Raw genomic sequence first — 19,227 nt, forward strand, 5'->3', positions numbered from 1 at the left:
CGCCCGCCCGGCCGTCGACCCCGCGACGCGGGACCGGCGACCGGGCGGGCGCGGCCGGATGGCCGGGGTCGTGCTCAGTCGACCGCGGACACGCCCATCCCGGTGGCGGGTACCCCGACCGCGCCCGGAGGCTCGATCGGCGGGGCCGCCGACTTGCGGCTGCGGCGGCTACGCCGCTCCAGCCAGGTGGCCAGGGCGCTGAGCGCCATGTTCAGGCCCACGTAGATGATCCCGATGACGATCGCGGCCGGGATGAGAGAGCCGAAGTTGACCGCAGGGATGATCTTGAAGCCCATGTTGAGCAGGTCGACGTAGGCGATGATGTAGCCGAGGGCGGTGTCCTTGAGCAGGACCACCAGCTGGCTCACGATCGCCGGCATCATCGCGGTGACGGCCTGCGGGAGCAGCACCAGGCGCATCACCCCGCTCTTGCGCAGCCCGATCGCGTAGGCCGCCTCGGACTGCCCCTTGGGCACGGCCCGGACGCCGGCCCGGACGACCTCGGCCAGCACCGACCCGTTGTAGAGGGTCAGTCCGGTCACGAGCGCGGCCAGGGTGTAGTCGCCGCTGCCGAGCACGCTGGGCGCCAGGTAGAAGATGAAGAAGATCAGCAGCAGCAGCGGGATCGCCCGGAAGACCTCGACGACCGCGCCCGCGGGCAGCCGGATCCACGCGTGGTCCGAGAGCCTGGCCAGGCCGAAGAGCCCCCCGAAGATCAGGGCGAGCACCGAGGCGAGTCCCGCCGCCTCCAGGGTGCCGAGCAGGCCGGGGACGATGTAGTTCGTCCAGGTCTCGGGCCGGATGAACGGCTCCCAGATCCGCCCCTCCCACTGGCCCTTCTCGTCGAACCTGAGGTAGATGAAGTAGAGGATCGCCGCCACCGCGACCACGGCCAGCAGCGTCATGATGTTGTTGCGCACCCGGGCGCGCGGCCCCGGCGCGTCGAACAGGACCGTCGCCCCCCTGCTCATCGGGCCACCGCCAGCCGGTTGGCGAGCCAGCCGGTGAAGAAGCCGATCGGCAGGGTCACCGCCATGAACGCGACGACCAGCCCGATGAAGATGGGGATCGACACGCCGGTGTCGTCGAAGGTGTCCTTCATGACGAACGCGGACTCCGCCAGGTAGCCGGCGGCGATCGCGACCGTGGTGTTCTTGATCATTGCGATCATCACGCTGCCCAGCGGGGCGATGACCACGCGGAACGCCTGCGGAAGGATGATCATCGTCAGGGACTGGAAGAACGTGAGCCCTATCGCGCGGGCCGCCTCCGCCTGTCCCAGCGGCACCGTGTTGATGCCCGAGCGCAGCGCCTCGCAGACGAACGTCGCCGTGTAGGCGGACAGTCCCAGCGTCACCAGCCAGAAGCCGTTGCTTCTCGGCTCGTCGGAGAAGACGAATCCGAGGGTGTCGCTGAGACCGAGTGCGGAGAACGCCAGGACCAGGGTCAGCGGAGTGTTCCGCACGACGTTGACGTAGCCGGCGCCCACGGCCCGCAGGATCGGCGTCGGCGCGACCCGCATCGACACCAGGATCGTGCCGAGGGTCAGCGAGAGAACGGCGCAGATCAGCGAGAGCTGCACGTTCTTCAGGAAGCCTTCCCACAGGGCAGGCGCATATTTGATCAGATCATCCATCGTGCTCCACCAATGGGGCGGCGGCGGCCGGTGACCCGGAGGCCGGATCACCGGTCGCCGCTACAGGACCGGTCGCGGCAGGGTCAGGCGCAGGGCTCGAACTGCGGCGCCTCGGTGGGCAGCTTGAGGCCCTGAGTCTGGCCGAACCACTTGTCCAGCAGCTGCTTGGCCGTGCCGTCCTGGTACATCTTGGTGATGGCGGCGTTGACGGCCTCGCAGGTCTTGGTGTCACCCTTCTTCAGGCCGACACCGTACTTCTCGTCGGTGAACGGCTGGCCGAGGATCTTGAAGTTGCCGCCGGCCTGCTTGGCGAAGCCCGCGAGGATCAGGTCGTCGGTGGTGACCGCGTCCAGGTTGCTGCCGGCGAGCTTGGCGACGCACTCGGAGTAGTTCGCCGCGCCCACCAGCTGGGCGTCCAGGTCGAGCTGGCCGTCCGGCGGCGGGTCGGTGATCCGCTTGTAGGAGTTGGAGCCGGCCGCCTGGCAAATCCGCTTGCCCGCCAGGTCCTGCGGCTTGGCGATGCTGGTGTCGTCGGCGCGCACCATGGTGTCCTGGTGGGCGACGATGTACGGCCCGCCGAAGGTCACCTTCTCCTTGCGGCTGTCGGTGATCGAGTAGGTCGCGAAGATGATGTCAACGGTGCCGTTGGCGAGGAAGGCCTCACGGTTGGAGGAGGCGGACTCCTTCCACTCGATCGACACGTCCTGGCCGCCGGCAAGCTCCTTGACGACGTACTTGGCGACGTCGACGTCAAAGCCCTCCGGCTCCGCACCGGTCTTCAGGCCCAGGCTCGGCTGGTCCCACTTGGTGCCGACGACGACCTTCTTGGCACCCTTGACCTTGTCCACAACCGTTGTGTACGCCGCGGTGTCGCCGCCGCCGCTCTCGCCCCCGCAGGCCGCCAGGCCCAAGGTGAGCGCGCTCGCCGCCGCCAGCGCCACACCGGCACGTAGTACTCGCATGTTCCGTTACCTCATTCTTCTCTGGAGTGTGCAGCCGGCTGGGAGAACTCAGTGAGTGAGGATCTTGGAAAGGAAGTCTTTGGCCCGGTCGGTCCGGGCGTTGGTGAAGAACTCGTCGGGAGTGTTCTCCTCCACGATCTGGCCGTCCGCCATGAAGACCACGCGGTTCGCCGCGCGCCGGGCGAAGCCCATCTCGTGGGTGACCACCATCATGGTCATACCCTCATGGGCGAGTCCGATCATGACGTCGAGCACCTCCTGGACCATTTCGGGGTCCAGCGCCGAGGTCGGCTCGTCGAACAGGATCATCTTGGGGTCCATGGCCAGGGCGCGGGCGATGGCCACGCGCTGCTGCTGACCGCCGGAGAGCTGCGCGGGGTACTTCGACGCCTGGGCGCCGATGCCCACCCGTTCCAGCAGTTCCATGCCCCGCTTCTCGGCGGCGGCCCTGGATATGCCCCGGACCCTGATCGGCCCGAGCGTGACGTTCTCCATGATCGTCTTGTGCGCGAACAGGTTGAAGGACTGGAAGACCATCCCGACCTCGGACCTGAGGTTGGCCAGGGCCTTGCCCTCCAGGGGGAGCGGCTTGCCGTCGAAGGTGATGGTGCCCTCGTCGATCGTCTCCAGCCTGTTGATCGTCCGGCACAGGGTCGACTTGCCTCCACCCGAGGGACCGATGACCACGAGGACCTCGCCCCGGGAGATCGTCAGGTTGATATCGCGCAGGACGTGCAGGCTGCCGAAGTGCTTGTTGACACCCGTGAGCACGACCAGAGGAGTCTTGTCCCCGTTCTCCGTCATATTGCACAACGTAATTCTGTAAAGGCCACCTCAGGCTAACCCTGCGGTACCGATCAGATCACGGCCGTCTCACGCGTTGGTCATCGGATCCGGCCGAGGGCGGCGGGGCCGAGGGTGAGCTTGAAAGGTTCGATCAGGTCGACGGTGGTACCTGCGGCGATACGGTGAATGAGCTGGTACTCGCTGTTCTCGTCGAGCGTGTACGTGAAGATCACCGGTAGCTCGTCGGACCCCTGTCCTCGGAACGGCTTCATCTCGATGCGCCAGAAGTGGGGGATGCCGGCCTCTGCGTATTTGACATGCTTGACGGCCCGATCCGTGGCCGTGGTGGATTTGGAGACAATCTCCACGACCAGGTGTACCCACTCGGGCTGGGCGACTTCGGCGCCTTCTTCGAAAGGTGCCAGCTCCACCACCATCAGGTCGGGGATCACCCCGGGCTTGCGGTCCAGGAGGAGGCCCGTTGCGGTGACGGGGATCATCTCTTCCGGCGCCACGGTCTCCAGGTAGGTCTGAAGCCTGTCTCCGATGCGCTGATGTCTGAATGGTGGGGCGGGGGACACGATGAGGCTCCCGTCGATGAGCTCGTAACGACCGCCGTCGTCTCGCGAGTTGAGCTCGAACCATTCATCGACGCTGAGTTCGCCGGGCGTCTCCCAGACGTTCGTCTTCGGTGTCGCCTTCTTGTGCGGCTTCTTGGGCGGCTTCCTGGCCTTCACGGGCGCCTCCGAGGTCTGCACGAGCATCGCCATCGTGGCTCACCACTCTCAGCTGTCGGACGAGTCTCATTCTCGCATGCGGCTTTGGGGCCCCAGGTTAGCGGCGACTTTTACGCTACGTTGCCTTTTGGTTACCGAAGGTTTGGCGGAAGTGGGTGTCGTACCCGAAGCTCGGCGGAGCGCCTACCCTTGTCTGTGAGATGACTGTCACCGTGGAGAGCGCCCGCACGTACGAGGTTCGTACCTACGGGTGCCAGATGAACGTGCACGACTCCGAGCGCCTGTCGGGCCTGCTGGAGGAGGCCGGATACGTTCCGGTCGCCCCGGGGGAGACGGCCGACGTGGTCGTGTTCAACACCTGCGCCGTGCGGGAGAACGCCGACAACAAGCTCTACGGCAATCTCGGGCACCTGCGCCCCGCGAAGGTGGGCAACCCCGGCATGCAGATCGCCGTGGGCGGCTGCCTGGCGCAGAAGGACCAGGGCGAGATCGTCCGCAAGGCGCCCTGGGTGGACGTGGTGTTCGGCACCCACAACATCGGCTCGCTGCCGGTGCTGCTGGAGCGGGCGCGCGTCCAGCGGGAGGCCCAGGTCGAGATCAAGGAATCTCTGGAGACCTTCCCGAGCACGCTGCCGACCAAGCGGGAGTCCGCCTACGCCGCGTGGGTCTCGATCTCGGTCGGGTGCAACAACACCTGCACGTTCTGCATCGTGCCGTCGCTGCGCGGCAAGGAGAAGGACCGCCGCCCCGGCGACATCCTGAACGAGGTCCGGACCCTGGTCGACCAGGGCGTGCTGGAGGTCACTCTCCTCGGCCAGAACGTCAACACCTACGGCGTGGAGTTCGGCGACCGGCTCGCCTTCGGCAAGCTGCTGCGGGCCTGCGGCGACATCGAGGGGCTGGAGCGGGTCCGCTTCACCAGCCCGCACCCGGCCGCGTTCACCGACGACGTCATCGCGGCCATGGCCGAGACGCCCAACGTGATGCACCAGCTCCACATGCCGCTGCAGTCCGGCTCCGACCGGGTGCTCAAGGCGATGCGCCGCTCCTACCGGGCCGAGCGCTACCTGGGCATCATCGAGCGGGTCCGCGCGGCCATGCCCGACGCCGCCATCTCCACCGACATCATCGTGGGCTTCCCCGGCGAGACCGAGGAGGACTTCCAGGCCACCCTCGACGTGGTGCGCGCTTCGCGCTTCGCGAACGCCTTCACCTTCCAGTACTCCATCCGGCCCGGCACCCCCGCCGCCACCATGGACGACCAGATCCCCAAGGAGGTCGTGCAGGAGCGCTACGAGCGGCTCGTCGCCCTGCAGAACGAGATCTCCTGGGAGGAGAACCGCAAGCAGGTCGGACGGACGCTCGAGGTGCTGGTGGCCGAGGGTGAGGGCCGCAAGGACGAGGCGACCCACCGCATGTCCGGCCGGGCTCCCGACAACCGCCTGGTCCACTTCACCCCCGGGGCCGAGGTGCCGCGCCCGGGTGACATGGTGAGCGTCGAGGTCACCTACGCGGCCCCGCACCACCTGGTGGCCGACGGGCCGGTGCTGAACCTCCGGCGCACCCGCGCGGGCGACGCCTGGGAGGCCCAGCAGGCCGCCCCGGCGGGCGCCGGTTCCGGGGTCATGCTCGGCATGCCCTCCATCGGCCGCCCCGCCCCGCTGCCCCAGGTCTCCGGCTGCTCCGTCACGTCCTGACGCGCCCGCGCCGAGATCGGCCTGTCACGTCGGGTCCCTGATCCCGCGGATGCTCGGGAGGCGGGTTCCCGGGGGATCGTTCGGGTTTTCCGGCGGATTCTCCATGCTGCTCCGTACGGGGTGCGCGTGGGTGGTCCGCCTGCCGGGCGGCTCCGCGGGCAGCGGCTCCGTTAGTCTTGCCACGTGCTTGTCGCCGCCGCCGTGTGCCCGCATCCACCGCTGTTGGTCCCGGAGCTGGCCGGTGCCGCGGCCGCCGAGCTCGACGGACTCCGTGCCGCCTGCGCGGCGGCGGTGGCGGCGCTGGGCGGGGCGGCGCCCGACGCGATCGTGGTGGTCGGCGGGGCCGACCGGGCCGCGGCGTACGGCGCGGACGCCGCCGGGAGCCTGGCCCCCTGGGGCGTCGACGTCCGCGTGGGAGAGGGGGAGCCCGTCCTGCCGCTCTCCCTGACGATCGGCCGTTGGCTTCTCGACCGGGCGGGGCTGGCCGCCTCGGCGTTCCACGCCGTCTCCTTCGATGCCTCGCCGCAGGAGTGCGCCGCCCTCGGCGGGCGGCTGGCGGGCGCGGCCGGGCGCGTGGCCGCGCTCGTCATGGCCGACGGCTCGGCCCGCCTCACCGAGAAGTCCCCGGGATACCTCGACCTCCGCGCCGAGCCGTACAACAGGGTCATCGTCGAAGGGCTCGCCCGGGGGGAGATCCCGCCGCTCGACCCGGGCGAGGCCGCGGAGCTGTGGGTCGCGGGTCGCGCGGCCCTGCAGGTGCTCGGCGGGGCCGGCGCCGCGCTGCGGGCCGAGGTCCTCTACGACGCCGCGCCCTACGGCGTCGGATACTTCGCCGCCCGCTGGACGTGACGGTCCCGGCGCGGGACGCGGACACGGGACAGGTCCCGGGCCAGGACGACGTCGCCGCCGAACGCGGCGCCCGCCTCGGCCAGGAACCGGGGCTCGTCGTCGGTGCCGTACCGCTCGGAGATGTGGGTCAGGACGAGCCGGCGGACGCCTGACTCGGCGGCCACCCGGCCCGCCTGGGCGGCGGTGAGGTGCCCGTACTCCGCGGCGAGCGCCGACTCCTCGGACAGGAAGGTGGATTCGATCATCAGCAGGTCCACTCCCTCGGCCAGGGCGAAGACCCCGTCGCACAACCGGGTGTCCATGACGAAGGCGGCGCTCTGGCCGGGGCGCGGCTCGCTGACCTCCGCCAGGTGGACGGTCGTCCCGTCGGGGGCGGCGACGGCGCCCGCGCGTTGCAGTTCGCCGACCCGCGGCCCCTGGATCCCGCGTTCCCGGAGCCGCTCGGGGAGCATACGGCGCCCGTCCGGCTCGTCGAGGCGGTACCCGTACGACTCGACGGGGTGGGAGAGCGGCCGGGCGGTGAGCGTCACCGGACCGGCGTCGAAGCGGGCGAGCTCCCCGGAGACGGGACGTTCGACGATCACCGAGGTGTCCGCGAAGACGGTCGCGTGGCGCAGCCGGCGCCAGTACGTCTCCCCGCTCGCGGGGAAGGCCGCCTGGACCCGGTGCGTGACACCATCCCTGGCGATGCGCTGGACGACTCCCGGCACGCCCAGGCAGTGGTCGCCGTGGAAATGGGTGACGCAGATCCAGGTGATGTCGTGCGAGCTGACACCCGCGTGGACCATCTGGCGTTGCGTGCCCTCCCCGGGGTCGAACAGGAAACCCTGCCCGTCCCAGAGGAGGAGGTATCCGTTGTGGTTACGGTTGCGGGTGGGGACCGCGCTTGAGGTACCGAGGACGACGAGTTCGCGAAGGGACACGAGGCCCATGGTAGGAACGGTGGCGTTCGGGAGCGTTCCGACGCAGTTGGGGGAGATGGTCGTCGCCGTGACGGAGGACGGCGTGGTGAGCGTCGGCTGGGGCCGCCTCGACGCCTTCAGGTCGCGCGTGCTGGACCGGCTCGGGCTGGCGGAGGCGGACGATCCGGGCAGGACGGGCGCGGTCCTGGGCGAGCTCGGCGACTACTACGCGGGGCGGCTCCGGGTCTTCGGCGTCCCGGTCGACTGGCGGCTGACCTCGCCGGTGCAGCGCAGGGTGCTGGGCACGCTGTACGAGACGGTCCCCTACGGCAGGGCCGTCACCTACGGCGAGCTGGCCGCCCGGAGCGGGACGGGCGTCCCCGCGCGGGCCATCGGATCGATCATGGGCGCCAACCCCGTGCCGATCATCGTGCCGTGCCATCGGGTGATCGCGGGGAACGGGCTCGGCGGGTTCAGCGGAGGCGAGGGCGTGGAGTCCAAGCGGTGGCTGCTGACCCTGGAGGGATACCTGCAGCCGACGCTCGACTGGGAGTGACGGAGGCGGAGGCACTCGCGCCGGTCGGAGCGCGATGTGCCCCGCCTCCGCGAAAGCCGGGGTGCGGCACGCCCTCCGCCAGGCTTCGGAGGCCCGCTCGCGCGCCGCGGTCACGTTCCCGTCAGGCTCTGACGGCCCGCTCGCGCCGGGGCCGTGTTCCCGTCAGGCTCTGACGGCCCGCTCGCGCCGGGGCCGTGTTCCCGTCAGCGACGCTCGGCGGCGCGCCGCCGCAGCAGCTCGCGAGCCTGGAGGAACGGGGCCCGCAGGAAGGCCAGGTGGTCCTCCTGCCCGTGGCGGTGGCAGACCCGGCCGGGCCACAGGCGCCGGCTCCGCTCGTCGATGTAGGCGAGAGAGCCGTCGACGAGGTTCAGCATGTGCCGGACGGTGGTCGCGTCGAACCGGCCGTAGGTCTCGCCCGTGCGCAGGTAGAGCGGGGACGTGTGCGCCATGATCGGCCTGGCCCACACGTCGTGGTGCCGGGCGACCTCCGCGCCCGGCCCGTAGCACCGCGCGGCGATCCACGAGTCCTCGGCGACGGGCAGGTCGGCGGCCAGTTCGAGCACGCGCCCCGGGCGGTGCGGCCGATGCTCGGCGACGACGTGGCCGTTGGCCACGATCTCGATCCGGTCGATGTCGAAGATCGACTCGGCGCGGGCCTCGACACGGACCGGGGTGCCCGGCGTCACCCGGACCTCCTGCCCCGGCCGGTGACCGTCGACGTCCAGCCGCAGGAGCGGTCCGCTCGTCGCGAACGTCGCGCCCTGCCGTACGGCCCGGCACCAGGTCCAGTAGTCGAGGTTCTCGTCCGGCGGCACGTGCGCGTAGGTGCGGATGAGGCCGATCGGCACCTCGCTGCTCATCTTGTCGGTGCCGCCGACCAGGGTGACCCGGTAACCGGCGTTGAGATAGCGGTAGTACTCCTGGATGTTGTACGGGTCGTAGGCGATCATCTCGACGGCGTCCAGCCTGCCGGTGGCGAGCAGGGCGGCCGCCTCCCCGTTGGGCACCGGGAAGTGCGCGAGCACGACGGTGCCGCCCTGCTCGTGGCATTCGTCGGCCCAGTGGGACAGTGTGGTCTCCAGGCCGCCGCCGAGCTCCGACTCCTCCGCGCCGCCGGTGCACCACGGCATGATCGGGTGCCGCAGGCCGAGCAGGTTGATGTGCCCCAGCATGCCGCTGCGGTTCTCCTGCCCCGCGAAGACGTGCGTGTGGCCGTCCGCCGACGTGTGCGGTCGTCCGGTGAACTCCTCGGTGTTGGTGAACAGGTGCCCCCACTGGCTGAGCAGGAGGTTGGTGACGCGGACGTCCTCCCCGCGCGCCTCCAGCTCCGCGCCCAGGGTCGAGACGAAGTGCACGTGGGTGTCGCCGCTGTACCAACCGGTCGCGGCCATGTCGGTCATCCGGGTCAGGGTCAGTTCGATCTCGGCCTGGCCCGGCCGGACTGTGACGGTCGTGCGCAGCGGCCGGTACTCGAACCCCCGGGCCGCCTCGACCGTGACCTCGCCCAGGGGCAGCCAGCCCTCACAGGTGCCGTCGATGTAGGAGTACGTCGTGGCGCCGAGCCGGACGTCACCGCCGATGTCGAGGTTCCAGGTGTTGCCGTCCGAGTTGATGTGCCCGTGATGGCCGTGCGGTGGGTAGGGCACCCCGTCCTCCGACCGGAAGTGGATCCTGCACGGGACCGGCTCGCCGGTGGCCGAGTCCCTGACCACGGTGCGCACCCAGGCTCGTCCGGCGTCGGGTACCCGCCAGACGACTCCGCCGTCGCTCCGCTGCCCGGCGGAGAGCAGCTCTTCCCAGCCGCAGGTGCTGATCACGGAATCCCCGCGTACAAGGGTCAGCTGCGCCGAGGGGGTGGCGGCGACGCGCACGTAGGCGCGGTGCTCCTCCTCGGCGGGCGCTCCCCAGGCCGGGGTGCCCCCGCCCCCGGCCCCGTCTCCGCCCCCGTTTCCGCCCCCGTTTCCGCCCCCGTTTCCGCCTCCGTCTCCGCCCTCGGCCCCGCCGGAGCTCACCCGGCGGTAGAGGTACGTCGCGGAGCCGCGATCGACGGTCACCGCCAGGTCCTCCGAGACCGGACCGGCGGACCGGGGGAGGTCGAGCAGCACGTCACGCCAGACGGTGCGTCCGAAAGGATCCTCGTCGAGGTCGCTGGTGGTCACGGCGCCGATGAGGACGCTCGGGCCCAGCGAGCGGATCTCCAGGCCGAGGACCCGCACCCCGGGCCGTGGGTTCCGGCAGGGCCACAGGTAGAACCGGTAGGGCAGCACGTACGGTGACCTGGCCTGCGGATCGTCGATGTCGACGAACCGCGCGCCCGCCGCGTCGAAGCGCCCGTGGGTGCGCGGCATCAGCCGATGCTGGGCGTCGGGTACGGCCAGGAACGGGGTCTGTCCCCAGTCGAGAGGGATCGCCCGGTCGCTCCACAGCCGCGGCGTGGGCCCGATCTCGAACCGCCGGCGCACCGGCAGCCGCTCGGTGTGCCCGTCCTCGTACACGAGCGTGTAGTACGCGCAGACGTCACCGACCGTCTGACCGTCGAACAGGTCCGGGGACTCCAGGGCGTGAGCGATCACCATCCACTCGAAGGCGCGGCCCACCGGGATGGTGACGGCCGCCCGGGGCGGTCCCTCCACCCGCAGCAGTGCCGCGTCGGCGGCGCGCTCGTCACCGAACGAGAACGGGATGCCGTACAACGTGCGGCGACCGAGCGGGTAGGAGTCGCCGTCGTCGAGGATCGAGCGGGGGGCGTTGAGCACGCCGGTCAGGTCGACCGGCCGGTAGCCGCGGCAGCCTCCGGCCGGGGAGGCGTTGTGTTCAGGCATGGTCGGCGACCGTTTCTTCCTGCTCGGACGGCGGCCCGTCGACGGAGGTCCGGGCCAGTCCGGCGTAGAGCCGGGGGGAGCGGGCGCGCAGGTGCAGTGCCCGGACGACGCCGACGACGACGGCGACCAGGCCGATGCCGACGATCAGGACGTTGGTGGTGGTGCCGGCGCCGGTCAGCAGCGGCAGGTTGCTCAGGACGAGGAAGAGCACCACGGCCAGCGCCAGGAAACTGAGCCCGGGAGCGATCGTGGTGCGGAAGAGCCCGGCCTCGGGCGCCTGACGGCGCAGGAACCGGATGACCGCCAGACAGCACAGCGCCCACAGGGCGATGATCCCGAGGAAGCCGAGCGCGCTGCCCCACAGCAGCAGGCCCAGATAGGGGTCGAGCCCGAAGACGGCGAACGTGACGACGGCCGCCGCCGCCAGGGCGGTCTGCAGGAGGCCCGCCCGCCACGGGGCCTTGGTCCGCGGGTGGGTGCGGCCCAGCGCGCGCGGCAGGAGACCTTCGCGGCCCATCGCGAAGAAGTAGCGGTTGGCCGCGTTGTGCAACGCGAGCAGCGCGGCGAACGCGCTGGTCAGCAGCAGGACTTTCATCACCTCGGTGATCGGGGCGGGTACGTGGGTCTCGAAGACGGCGACGACGAGGTTGACCGGGTCCGCCTCGGCCGCGGCGCCGATCTTGTCGGCGCCGTAGGCCATGACGATGACCCAGGTGATGAAGGCGTAGAACACGGCGATGAACCCGACCGCGATGTAGGTCGCCCGCCGGACGGTCCGGATGCCGCCGCGCGCCTCCTCGCTGAAGATCGCGGTGGCCTCGAACCCCATGAAGGCCCCGGCGACCAGGGCGAACATGGCGCCGTTGGCCGGGTCGAGGACCTTGCCCGGCGCGAACGACTCGGCGGACCAGCCGCCGGCCCCTCCCTTCGCCAGGACGTACGCCGCCAGCACGACCAGGACGGCCGTCTCCAGCACGAGCAGCACCCCGAGGATCCGGGCGCTGGTGTGGATGCCGCGGTATCCGAGCCACGCGACGAGGGCCAGGCCGAGGAGCGCGAACACGTACCACGGCACGTCGCGATGGAAGTAGTTCGCGAAGGTGTCGGCGGCGTAGACGCCGAGCGCGCCGTACGTGCTGATCTGCAGGGCGTTGTAGGCCGTCACCGCGAGCATCGCCGCCCCCGAACCGGCCGGCTTGCCCAGGCCGCGGGAGATGGTGGCGTAGAAGGCGCCCGCGTTGCGGACGTAGCGGCTCATGGTCATGAAACCGACGGCGAACAGCCCCATGACCACACCGGCGACGAGGTAACCGCCGGGGACGGCCGCGCCGCCTTTGAGGAAGTGCAGGGGGGCGACGGCCACGATGAGCGTCAGGGGCGCCAGGGCGGCCAGGACCGTGAAGACGAGGTCTCTGGTTCCCATGGCGTCGCCGGCCAGGGTGTCAGGCGCGTTCATGGAACTCTCGGTGGCGTGACCTGGCATGGGTTCGCTCCTTACTGCGGCGCGGGACACCGGCGCGCGGACGGAGAAGGCTGGGGAGAGAGGAGAGAGAGGAAGAGCCTGGGCGAGCGCGCCGGGCCGATGTAAGGCTGGAGCCTATGGTGGGTGGGCGGGCCCGGCGAGCGACGATCCGTCCAGACTTCGTCGTTGCCACTGTGCGTTCCGCACATTCCGGTCCGGAGTCGTGGTCTCCTCGGCGTCCGCGAGCCTCGCCGGTCTCGCGGCCCGCGGCGCTCACAGTCCGGAGCCCCCGGAGTGAGATCCGCTCAGAGCTCCTCGATCGCCCGCAGGGCGAGATACAACTCCATTCGCGTGTCCGCGTCGCCGAGCCGGCATCCGAGGCTGGTCTCGATCTGCCCGATCCGATGGCGCACGGTGTTGCGGTGGACGCCGAGCTCCTCGGCGGTACGGTCCCAGTGGCCGTTGTGGCGCAGCCAGACCCGTAACGTGGCGAGCAGATCGACGGCGTCCTGCTGGCGGCGCTCGTGCAGGGGCCGGAACCGGCGGTCGGCGTAGTCCCGCAGGCGGCTCATGTCCAGCGCCGCGGCGAGCCCTTCGACCTCCGTCCCGCTCACCACGCAGGTGCCCTGGAACAGGGCGGTCCGCAGTGCCCGGGCGGCCTCCTCGTGCGCCGCCCGTAGCCGCGTCCCCGGATGGGCCGAGCTGACCCCGGCCAGCCAGCCGGCGCGCCCGAGCTCGTCGACGATCCGGGTGAGCGGAGCGGACTCCGGCAGCAGGGCGATGGACACCGCGCCGTCCTGGTCGACGAACGGGGAGGCCAGCAGGGAGGCGAACTCGCCGAGCCGGGCACGGGTGCTCACGTCGCGGGCGCCGCCCGCCCGGTCCACGGCGCGCGCGCAGACGATCCGCCAGAGGGACCCCGAGCTCTGGACCCCGAAAACGGCGGCGGCGTGCTGGATCCAGCGGGGTGAGTACGGGTCGAGCGCCAGGGCCAGCGCCGCCTGGCCGACCTGGTGGGAGGGCCAGCGGTCCACCGGGTCCGGGATGAGCAGGCTGAGCAGGGAGGCCGCCGTCATCATGACGGCACGGTCGGCGACCCCGGCCACCACCGGGGCGCCCACCGCCAGGGCGTAGCCGGAGGGCAGCGGCCCGGCCACCGACTGGACCATGACCCGCTGGTCGGCCGAGCTCATCGTGGCGCTCGCCGGGTACGTGCTCGCGCAGACCCGGTCGATGGCCGCGCGTACGTCGGCGTCGATCCGCGGCGCGCCGCCGGCCCACTCCCGCTTTCTGATCCGGTCGTGCAGCAGCGCCCATCCCCCGGTGTGCGCGGCCAGCAGCTCCAGCGTCCTGGTGAGCGGGGACGGGCCGGTGGCGGTCTTGATCAGGGCGCGTTGGGTCTCGGTCAGCCGCTTTATCTCCGACATCTCCGACGAGAGCAGCTCCCCGTAGAAGAGCTCGGCGCAGGACTCGAACGCGACCGAGGCGGGGACCTCCAGCAGTGGGAGCCCGTGCTCGCGGCAGGCCGCCACGAGCTCGTCGGGCACACGGTCGAAGACCGGCGTCACGCCGAACCCGAGAGCCGCGATACCGGCCGCTTTGACCCCGGTCACGTACTCCGCGCTGCGTTCGGGCCGGAAGTCGGTGCCGGCGAGCAGCAGCAGTTCGTTGCCCTGCAGATAGCGCGAGGGGTCGGCCAGCTCGCTGACGTGCACCCAGCGGACGGGGGTGTCGAGGCGGTCCTCACCCACTCGGACGACCAGCCCCAGCCGGGTGACGAACACGCGAAGGGGGACCATGCCGTAACAGTAGTGTCGGCGCCGTCATGCCCCGGCCGGTCCCGGCTCAGCGGCAGACCGCGATGAAGACCTTCTCGCTCGGCTCCACGGTGATCCAGTCGCCGCGGAACCCCTGCGGTATGTGGAACGCCTCTCCGGCGCCGAAGTCTTTGCGCCGTCCCGCCGAATCCCGCACGGCGACACGCCCCTTGAGGATGAGGCAGATCTCGTCGTAGGGCCAGGAGTCGAAGCGCACGGCGCCGGGCTCGCCCCTCCAGAAGCCGCCGGTGTACGAGGTCGCCGGGCCGCCGAAGACCCGGAACTCCTCCTCGATCCATTCGGGGGACAGCAGGTGGTAGTCGCTCAACGGGGGGACGAAGCGTTCGCCGGTCAGGGCGGTGACGGCGCGGACGGCCTCGATGCCGGCCCCGGTCACCGGGACGGGGTTCTCCGGGGTGTTCACGATGCGGCTCCGAAGCGGCGAAGGACGTTGTGGGTGATGCGCTCGACGAACGGGTCGCCGAGGCTGAGCACGTGGGACCACTCCGTGGTGCCGCCGTTGAACACCTCGCCGTCGCCGCGGGTGAAGGCCGCGATCATCCCGGCGCCGCGCATCTCGCCTTCATGCACGTAGCCGGGCAGATCGTCACCGAGGTCCCGGTTGTAGTTGTAGACCTCCTCCTCGGGCCCGCCGATCGGCACGCGGCCGCCGAAGCGGTCCTCCTCGCCCCGGACGGCGGGTGCGAGGGCGAGGATTTCCAGGGTCTCGGGGGCGCCGTCCTCGAACGTCGGGTACGGCAGACCGCGCCGGAACGTGTACTCGACCGAGTCGAGTTCGAAGGCCGCCAGGAACGACGGGGGGCCGCCGAGCAGGTCGCCGTAGTAGAGGTCGGTCCCCTCCATCGACCAGTGGTGCGGCCGGTAGACGGTGAAGCCTCCCGACGAGCGGGGGGTGGCCACGCCGTAGCGGTTGTAGATCCCGCCGAGGCCGTTGAGGCCCATGGTGGTCGCGCCGGGCCGGCCGACCGACTTCGCCTCCCACACGGTCGTGGCCAGGTGGGGTGTCTCCCGCGCCTCGGGGTCCAGGGACGGCAGCCGGTAGCAGTACTGCGTGTTCCCGTCCTCGCTGAGGCGTACCTGCCACTGGTAGTTGCCGCCGAACCTGGCCAGGTTGCCTCCCGCGTCGACGAACGCGTCGACGGCGTCGCGCATCCGCCACGACCAGTACTCGTCGTGCCCGACGACGACGGCGCAGGAGTACCCGTCCAGCGCGTGGGGATCGAAGTGCAGGTCGTGCTGGGTCAGGTAGTCGATCTCGTACCCGTGGCGCTCCGCCCACACCGCGAAGTGCCGCTCGTAGGTCGCCCAGAACGCGTCGGCGTGGTGGCGGCTGTACCCGAAGAGACGCGCCCACTCGTACGAGGGGTAGCGCGGGGTGCCGTACATCGGCAGCGTTCCCGGGTTGGCCTCCCGCGGCGCGCCCGCCGGCTTGCGGATCATGCCCCGGGCGATGGGGCGCCGCGTCGAGGCGAGCGGTGACCCCTCGTCGTGGCGCGGGTCGTCTCCCGTGCCGCGGTAGTGGTTGGCGCCGCCCCAGTCGTTGTAGGCCAGCATCGTGCTGGTGGTCAGCACGAGCGCGGCGCGGGCCCGCCGGTGCGCGGGTGCCCTGACGACGAAGAAGTGCTCGCGCTCCCACAGCTCGCCCTCGGGGGTGGTGGCGCGCACCGTCACGATGTAGAAGCCGCTTCGCCAGTCGGCCGGGATCTCCAGCTCCAGCCCGACCGGCCAGCCGCAGCCGACGGCGTGGGCGTCGGCCGGCGCCTCGAAGCGGCCCGCCGACAGTCCACGGCGGGACCACACCACGTGCGGTTCCAGGCCGTCGCGGACCACGTCGAGGTCGAAGGACGGGACGCTCGCGCTGAGGTGGAACCGCACGGTCTCGCCGGGGAAGTAGGAGAACCGATCGGTATAGCACCAGACTTCGGCCGCGTCCGGTGTGCCGAACGCGCGTTCCGACGGCCACCCCCGGGGTGACCAGGCGAAGGCGGCCGGGAGCCCGGACGCCTTGATCATTTCGCTCACGATTCTCCTTGACTCGTACGTGAGGGTCGAGTCTATGAATCTGTCAGCGACACGAAATGGACGACTCGCACAACGATCATCGTTGCTTCTGGACGGTTCGACCAGGGGCGGCGCGGTTCGAGCCGACTAGTGTCGGCTCGCGTCAGCCCGTCTTCGCCCGGATGCCGGCGCCTGTCCGTCATGGGCGCCGGGAGGACCTCACGGAGGGACGGGGAAACAGCGTGATCGTCGATCCGCCGGTGCCGATCGGGAGCGGGACGCCGGTCCGTCCCGCGCTCCGGCGGTGGAGACCGAGCCCGCGCCCGTCGTGGCGGCCGGGGAGGTCCGCGCCGACCGCCACGGGACGGGCGCGGCGGCGGGGCCCGAGTGGGACCGCGCGGCGACCGCTCGAACCGTCCGTACGAAAGGACCGACCAGAATGACCAAGCCCCGGGGACCCGTCGACTCCTCCCGTGTTCCGCGTTTCGCCGGCCCGGCGACCTTCGCCCGGCTGCCCCGCCTGGACGAGGTGGGGCGCGCCGACGTGGCGGTCGTGGGCGTGCCGTTCGACGCCGGGGTCTCCTACCGGCCGGGGGCGCGGTTCGGCCCCTCGGCCGTCCGCGAGGCCAGCCGCCTGCTCCGGCCGTACCACCCGGCCCTGGACGTCTCGCCGTTCGCGGTCCGCCAGGTGGCCGACGCCGGGGACATCGCGTGCAACCCGTTCGACATCAACGAGGCCGTCGAGACCATCGAGGAGGCCGCGTCCCGTCTGACCGCGGACGGGACACGGCTGGTCACGATCGGCGGGGACCACACCGTCGCGCTGCCGTTGCTGCGCGCCGCCGCCCGGCTGCACGGGCCGGTCGCGCTGCTGCACTTCGACGCCCACCTGGACACGTGGGACACCTATTTCGGCGCCGAGTACACCCACGGCACGCCGTTCCGCCGGGCGGTGGAGGAGGGGATCCTCGACACCGAGGCGCTGGCCCACGTCGGCACCCGCGGCCCGCTGTACGCGGAGAAGGACCTCGACGACGACAAGCGGATGGGCTTCGGCGTGGTCACCAGCGCCGACGTCATGAGGCGCGGCGTGGACGAGGTCGTGGACGCGCTCCGCCAGCGGATCGGCGACCGTCCGCTCTACCTGTCCATCGACATCGACGTGCTCGACCCGGCGCACGCGCCCGGCACCGGCACCCCGGAGGCGGGCGGCCTGACCAGCAGGGAACTGCTGGAGATCCTGCGCGGCCTCGCGGGCGGCAACCTGGTCGGCGCGGACGTCGTCGAAGTCGCCCCCGCCTACGACCATGCCGAGATCACCTCGGTCGCCGCCTCCCACGTGGCCTACGACCTGATCAGCCTGCTCGCCCTCAACGAGAGGTCGTGACGCGCCGGTGCCGGACCGGTCCTGACGGGGAAGGCGGGCGATCCGGGTCGGTCGCGCGACGCGGGCGCCCGTCCCGGGGCGCCGGTTCCGCCCCGGCACGCGAAGCCGCCCGGGACCTTGCCGGGCGGCTCGCGTGTGAAGGCGCCTGAGAATCTCTCCGTGGGGCCGCGTGGGGCTACACGGGCCGATCCGGGGCCGGGGACCTGTCCGTCCGGTCGCCGATCGTGGGCGTACCGGCCTGGTCGTGAGCGGATGCCGTACCGCTCGGGTCCGGCGCCGGTGTCGTGTCGGGGTGCCCGGTCACCGGTGTCGTCCCGGGCCTGTCATCGATCTTGTCGGCCATCTCCCCGGCCTTCCGCGCCGCGGTGGTGATGTGCCGGTCGTGCTGTCCGCCGGCCTTCTCCCCGGCGGACTGTCCGGCCTTGCCGATGCCCTGCTCGACGATCTTCTCGATCCTGCCGGAGTTCTCTCCCGGCAGGTCCTTCACGCTGCCGAAGATCGACATATCTGAATCCCCCGATTCCGACGTGGCGACGCATCGCCTTCTCACTCATACCCGGCTCCTTGGCAGACTTATCCCGTGTCTCAGCCACCCGTCATCGCAGTCGTCGGCCCCACCGCCGCCGGAAAGTCCGATCTGGCCGTGGATCTCGCCCTCGAACTGGGGGGTGAAGTGATCAATGCCGACTCCATGCAGCTTTACCGGGGCATGGACATCGGAACGGCGAAGCTCTCCGTGGCGGAGCGGCGCGGGGTGCCCCACCACCTGCTCGACATCTGGGACGTGACCAGGACGGCCAGCGTCGCCGAGTACCAGGCGCTGGTCCGGCCGCTCATCGACGACCTGCGGGCCAGGGGGGTCGTGCCGATCCTGGCGGGCGGGTCGGGGCTGTACGTGCGGGCCGCGCTCGACGACCTGGAGTTCCCGGGAACCGACCCGGAGGTGCGCGCCCGCCTGGAGGCCGAGCTCGACCGCGTGGGCACCGCCCCGCTCTACGAGCGGCTCCGCGAGCGCGACCCGGAGGCCGCCGGGACCATCCTGCCGAGCAACGGCCGCAGAATCGTCCGGGCGCTGGAGGTCATCGAGATCTCCGGGCGCCCGTTCTCGGCCACCATGCCCTCGTACGACGCCGTCTACGACAGCGTCCAGCTCGGGGTGGAGGTGCCGCGGGAGGTGCTGGACGCCCGGATCGAGGCGCGGGTCGAGCGCATGTGGGAGGCCGGGCTGGTGGAGGAGGTCCGCGGGCTCGCCGCCCGGGGCCTCGCCGAGGGCCGCACGGCCAGCCGGGCGCTCGGATACGCCCAGGTGCTGCGCTTCCTCGCCGGGGAGTGGACGGAGAAGGAGGCGATGGACGAGACCGTCCGGGCGACGCGCAGGTTCGTCCGCCGCCAGGAGTCGTGGTTCCGCCGCGACCCGCGGGTGGTCTGGCTTCCCCAGCGGGCTCCGGACCTTCTGGGCCGTGCGCTCGACGTGGTGCGCCGGTGACCTGAGCGGGCTCCGGACCTTCTGGGCCGTGCGCCCGACGTGGTGCGCCGGTGGCCCGAGCGGGACCGGGCCGGCGGGAGGGCCGGCGTCCCGGGCGCGCGTCCGG

The 19,227-nt window shown here is 71.2% G+C and carries 17 protein-coding genes; 5 read left to right on the plus strand and 12 right to left on the minus strand.

Annotation, left to right across the window (positions count from 1 at the left end; translation table 11 throughout):
• Positions 1-74: 74 nt before the first annotated feature.
• The 5 genes from ABD841_RS05810 to ABD841_RS05830 form a co-directional block, all read right to left on the minus strand.
• Complete coding sequence (locus tag ABD841_RS05810; RefSeq protein WP_344968602.1) at positions 75-971, minus strand: amino acid ABC transporter permease; 897 nt, start codon at positions 969-971, stop codon at positions 75-77.
• Positions 968-1,636, minus strand: coding sequence for an amino acid ABC transporter permease (locus ABD841_RS05815; RefSeq protein WP_344968604.1), 669 nt, complete (start codon positions 1,634-1,636; stop codon positions 968-970). Before ABD841_RS05815 ends, ABD841_RS05810 begins: the two co-directional genes overlap by 4 nt.
• 83 nt (positions 1,637-1,719) lie before the next feature.
• The gene (locus ABD841_RS05820; protein ID WP_344968606.1) at positions 1,720-2,598 is read right to left on the minus strand and encodes a glutamate ABC transporter substrate-binding protein; all 879 of its coding nucleotides are present in this window, start codon (positions 2,596-2,598) and stop codon (positions 1,720-1,722) included.
• A 48-nt stretch (positions 2,599-2,646) separates the two neighbouring features.
• A complete protein-coding gene (locus ABD841_RS05825) occupies positions 2,647-3,375 on the minus strand; it encodes an amino acid ABC transporter ATP-binding protein (protein WP_344968855.1) in 729 nt (242 codons plus the stop codon).
• Between the two features lie 107 nt (positions 3,376-3,482).
• A complete protein-coding gene (locus ABD841_RS05830) occupies positions 3,483-4,154 on the minus strand; it encodes a Uma2 family endonuclease (RefSeq protein WP_344968608.1) in 672 nt (223 codons plus the stop codon).
• Positions 4,155-4,321: 167 nt separating this feature from the next.
• On the opposite strand from ABD841_RS05830, the gene miaB reads away from it, so the two are divergent.
• The gene (gene miaB, locus ABD841_RS05835; protein WP_344968610.1) at positions 4,322-5,818 is read left to right on the plus strand and encodes a tRNA (N6-isopentenyl adenosine(37)-C2)-methylthiotransferase MiaB; all 1,497 of its coding nucleotides are present in this window, start codon (positions 4,322-4,324) and stop codon (positions 5,816-5,818) included.
• 183 nt (positions 5,819-6,001) lie between these two features.
• On the plus strand, positions 6,002-6,667 hold the full coding sequence (locus ABD841_RS05840; RefSeq protein WP_344968611.1) for a class III extradiol ring-cleavage dioxygenase family protein: 666 nt from the start codon (positions 6,002-6,004) through the stop codon (positions 6,665-6,667).
• Here ABD841_RS05840 and ABD841_RS05845 read toward each other — a convergent pair.
• Positions 6,631-7,590: a ribonuclease Z gene (locus tag ABD841_RS05845; RefSeq protein WP_344968613.1), complete on the minus strand. Its 960-nt coding sequence runs from the start codon at positions 7,588-7,590 to the stop codon at positions 6,631-6,633. The two genes, ABD841_RS05840 and ABD841_RS05845, sit on opposite strands and share 37 nt — an antisense overlap.
• A gap of 19 nt (positions 7,591-7,609) precedes the next feature.
• On the opposite strand from ABD841_RS05845, the gene ABD841_RS05850 reads away from it, so the two are divergent.
• The gene (locus ABD841_RS05850) at positions 7,610-8,125 is read left to right on the plus strand and encodes a methylated-DNA--[protein]-cysteine S-methyltransferase (protein WP_344968615.1); all 516 of its coding nucleotides are present in this window, start codon (positions 7,610-7,612) and stop codon (positions 8,123-8,125) included.
• A gap of 203 nt (positions 8,126-8,328) precedes the next feature.
• Here the strand turns inward: ABD841_RS05850 and ABD841_RS05855 are convergent, their stop codons facing one another.
• The 5 genes from ABD841_RS05855 to ABD841_RS05875 form a co-directional block, all read right to left on the minus strand.
• On the minus strand, positions 8,329-10,947 hold the full coding sequence (locus ABD841_RS05855) for a CehA/McbA family metallohydrolase (RefSeq protein WP_344968617.1): 2,619 nt from the start codon (positions 10,945-10,947) through the stop codon (positions 8,329-8,331).
• On the minus strand, positions 10,940-12,430 hold the full coding sequence (locus ABD841_RS05860) for an APC family permease (protein ID WP_344968619.1): 1,491 nt from the start codon (positions 12,428-12,430) through the stop codon (positions 10,940-10,942). The genes ABD841_RS05855 and ABD841_RS05860 overlap by 8 nt, the downstream gene beginning before the upstream one ends.
• Positions 12,431-12,714: 284 nt before the next feature.
• Entirely contained in the window at positions 12,715-14,208 is a 1,494-nt protein-coding gene (locus ABD841_RS05865) for a PucR family transcriptional regulator (RefSeq protein WP_344968621.1), read from the minus strand.
• Positions 14,209-14,254: 46 nt separating this feature from the next.
• Positions 14,255-14,650 carry a cupin domain-containing protein gene (locus ABD841_RS05870; RefSeq protein ID WP_344968623.1) on the minus strand — a complete coding sequence of 132 codons (396 nt, stop codon included), beginning with the start codon at positions 14,648-14,650 and terminating at the stop codon, positions 14,255-14,257.
• The gene (locus tag ABD841_RS05875; protein WP_344968856.1) at positions 14,647-16,260 is read right to left on the minus strand and encodes a N,N-dimethylformamidase beta subunit family domain-containing protein; all 1,614 of its coding nucleotides are present in this window, start codon (positions 16,258-16,260) and stop codon (positions 14,647-14,649) included. Before ABD841_RS05875 ends, ABD841_RS05870 begins: the two co-directional genes overlap by 4 nt.
• A 427-nt stretch (positions 16,261-16,687) precedes the next feature.
• Between ABD841_RS05875 and speB the strand changes: the two genes are divergently transcribed.
• Positions 16,688-17,635 (plus strand): agmatinase, encoded by a 948-nt coding sequence (gene speB, locus ABD841_RS05880; RefSeq protein WP_344968624.1) that lies wholly within the window; start codon positions 16,688-16,690, stop codon positions 17,633-17,635.
• Between the two features lie 175 nt (positions 17,636-17,810).
• On the opposite strand, the gene ABD841_RS05885 is transcribed toward speB, so the two are convergent.
• The gene (locus ABD841_RS05885) at positions 17,811-18,140 is read right to left on the minus strand and encodes an antitoxin (protein ID WP_344968626.1); all 330 of its coding nucleotides are present in this window, start codon (positions 18,138-18,140) and stop codon (positions 17,811-17,813) included.
• Positions 18,141-18,215: 75 nt separating this feature from the next.
• Here ABD841_RS05885 and miaA point away from each other — a divergent pair, with 75 nt between their 5' ends.
• Positions 18,216-19,121: a tRNA (adenosine(37)-N6)-dimethylallyltransferase MiaA gene (miaA, locus tag ABD841_RS05890; protein ID WP_344968628.1), complete on the plus strand. Its 906-nt coding sequence runs from the start codon at positions 18,216-18,218 to the stop codon at positions 19,119-19,121.
• Positions 19,122-19,227 lie beyond the last annotated feature (106 nt).

This window comes from Streptosporangium fragile (assembly GCF_039534445.1).
GTDB lineage: Bacteria > Actinomycetota > Actinomycetes > Streptosporangiales > Streptosporangiaceae > Streptosporangium > Streptosporangium fragile.